This is a genomic window from Streptomyces katrae (assembly GCF_000966975.1).
GTDB lineage: Bacteria > Actinomycetota > Actinomycetes > Streptomycetales > Streptomycetaceae > Streptomyces > Streptomyces katrae.
The window spans coordinates 1-2,742 of sequence record NZ_JZWV01001470.1 but is presented as its reverse complement, the minus strand read 5'-3'; the positions used below and the strand labels follow the sequence as shown (position 1 = coordinate 2,742).

At 72.4% G+C, this 2,742-nt stretch carries 1 protein-coding gene and 1 pseudogene; both read right to left on the bottom strand.

Features of this window, described 5'->3' with window-relative positions; genetic code table 11:
* Positions 1-1,469: AMP-binding protein (locus VR44_RS38400; RefSeq protein WP_045952316.1), on the bottom strand; the 1,469-nt coding region annotated here is incomplete at its 3' end.
* Positions 1,470-1,520: 51 nt separating this feature from the next.
* Positions 1,521-2,536, bottom strand: a pseudogene (locus VR44_RS38395) (winged helix DNA-binding domain-containing protein).
* Between the last annotated feature and the right edge of the window lie 206 nt (positions 2,537-2,742).

The window sequence follows — 2,742 nt, the reverse complement described above, 5'->3', positions numbered from 1 at the left end:
ATGTACGCCTTGGGCACGGCGAGCCGCAGGGCGTCCGGGGCCGGGACGACGGCCGCCTCGGCGACCGCCTCGTGCTCCAGCAGGGCGCTCTCCAGCTCGAAGGGGCTGATCTTGTAGTCGGAGGCCTTGAACACGTCGTCGGCCCGGCCCACGTAGGTGAGGTAGCCGTCGGCGTCGCGCGAGGCGATGTCCCCGGTGCGGTAGAGCCCGTCCGCCATGGCCTCGGCCGTGCGCTCGGGGTCGTCGCGGTATCCGGTCATCACGCCCGCGGGGCCGCGGCGCAGGTCCACGCACAGTTCCCCCTCGTCGGGGGACTCCTTGCCGGTGACGGCGTCCAGCAGAACGATCTCGTACCCGGGGGCGGGGCGCCCCATCGACCCCGGCTTGACCTCGGCGCCGGGGAAGTTGCCCACCTGGAGGGTGGTCTCGGTCTGCCCGAACCCGTCGCGGATGGTGATGCCCCAGGCCTCCTTGACCCGTTCGATGACCTCCGGGTTCAGGGGTTCGCCGGCCGCCACGGCCTCGCGCGGCGGCCGGCGGAGCGCGGTCAGGTCGGACTGGATCAGCATCCGCCAGACGGTGGGCGGGGCGCAGAAGGTCGTGACCCCGGCGCGGTCCATCTCGGCCATGAGCCGCTGCGCGTCGAAGCGGGTGTAGTTGTGGACGAATACGGTGGCGCCGGCGTTCCAGGGGGCGAAGAGGTTGGACCAGGCGTGCTTGGCCCAGCCGGGCGAGGCGATGTTGAGGTGGACGTCGCCGGGGCGCAGGCCGAGCCAGTACATGGTGGACAGGTGCCCGATGGGGTACGAGGCGTGGGTGTGCTCCACGAGCTTGGGGCGTGCCGTGGTGCCCGAGGTGAAGTAGAGCATCAGGGGGTCGGAGGCGAGGGTGACCCCGTCGGGGCGGAAGCCGCTGTCGGCCCCCTCCATGTCGGCGAGCCGCAGCCAGCCGTCCGGGACCCCGTCCCCGGCTGCGATCCGCGTGTAGTCGCCCGGCACCTCGTCGAACTTCGGGGTGTCCGCGACGCGCGCGATCACATGGCGGACGTTGCCGCGTTCGATCCGGTCGCGCAGGTCGGCGGGGCCGAGGAGCGGGGTGGCGGGGATGACGACGGCACGCAGCTTCATCGCGCCGAGCATCACCTCCCACAGCTCGCGCTGGTTGCCGAGCATGACCAGGATCCGGTCGCCGGCGGCGACGCCCTGCCCGCGCAGCCAGGTGGCGGCGGACCCGGACCGCAGCCGCATCTCGTCGAAGGTGACGGTTTCGGTGGTCCCGTCCTCCTCGACGATGCGCAGCGCGTCGGCGCCGTTGCCCTCCGCGATGCGGTCGAACCAGTCGAACGCCCAATTGAAGCGTTCGGGGCGGGGCCAGGTGAATCCGGCGCGGGCGGCTTCGTACTGCCCGCGGTGGGCGAGCAGGAAGTCCCGCGCGGCGAGGAAGCTGTCGGTACCGCTGTTTTCCGTCATGGTCATGAGAGGCATCGTGCCGCGCCGGACGGCGCCTTCACCAGGGCGGAGTCAGCCTGGGATTGACCCGAAGCGCACCTTCCCGGGCCCGTCGCCCAGCGCGGCGAGCATCGCCTCCCCCTCGGCCGCGATCTCCTCCTTCACCGCTCCCGCCGTCTCCCGGAACAGCTCGACGGTGAGCACGTCCCCCTCGCTGCGCCACACCCCTCCCAGGAACCCGTCGACCAGGACCACGCACCGGCTCTGGTTGCCGCTCGCGTTGCGCCCCTTGAACTCCGGGGGGACGACGCGGGTCCGGTCGGCGTGGGAGAGCAGCACTCGACGCCGGTCTCGTCGCGGAAGGTGACCAGGCGGGGCCGGAGCCGCTCGAAGGCCTCCCGGAGCCGGGTGAGCCCGGCCCAGGTCTGCATGTCCTTGACGGAGGCGGGCCCGAAGGCCCCGAGGTACCGGAGCACGACGTCCTCGATCCCTTCCTCCGCCCCTCCTCCCCCTCCCGCCCAGTTCTCCAGCGTGGTCAGCCGCACCTGCCCGCTGCGCCCCCACACCCCGCGCGGGGTGACCTGGACGAGTGGCAGCAGACACCGGGCGGCCACGGACAGCGACTGCGGATCGGCCCCGGGCCACACCCGCAGCAGTTCCTCGCGGATCTCCCCCATGGTCCGCGGCTCCTCCTCCACGTATCCCCGGGCCCGCTCGGCCAGCACTCCCAGGTCGACCCCCACGAGCCCCTTGCGGAAGTACCCCACCTCCCGGTCCCGGGCCCCCTGGACCAGGGGCCGCAGGATCCGGGCGTCTTCCACGGTGTGGGTGTGAAGGGTGGACCGCATGGTCACCATCCGCACCACCTCCCGCTCCTCCATCAGCCGCCCCAGCTCCTGGGGCCGGAACCCGGCGAGCCGGGCGTGCAGCTGGAAGTAGGGCGGCTTGACGTTCTGCGCCTGCAGCCCGAGCAGGTGCGCAACGGCACCGCGGGCCGGCATCTCGGCGCGGCTCAGCAGCAGCTGCCGGGCGAGCGTGGCACGGTTCAGAGCGCGGGCACCGAGGACGGAACTCGTGAGGGAGGCCATACCGGAAACCTAACCCCCATCACGGACAGCTTCTGTCCGCAACCCCTCCCACCCCTCCCCTCACCCCAAACCGGATATCCTTCACATCCCCCCACACACCGACACACCCACACCCCCCCACCCCCGGAGCTGCGATGCCGGAGCGTCCAGACCGCCGCCCCACCCCCGCGAAGCGCACCCCGTGGCTCCGCCCGTCCGGCCACACC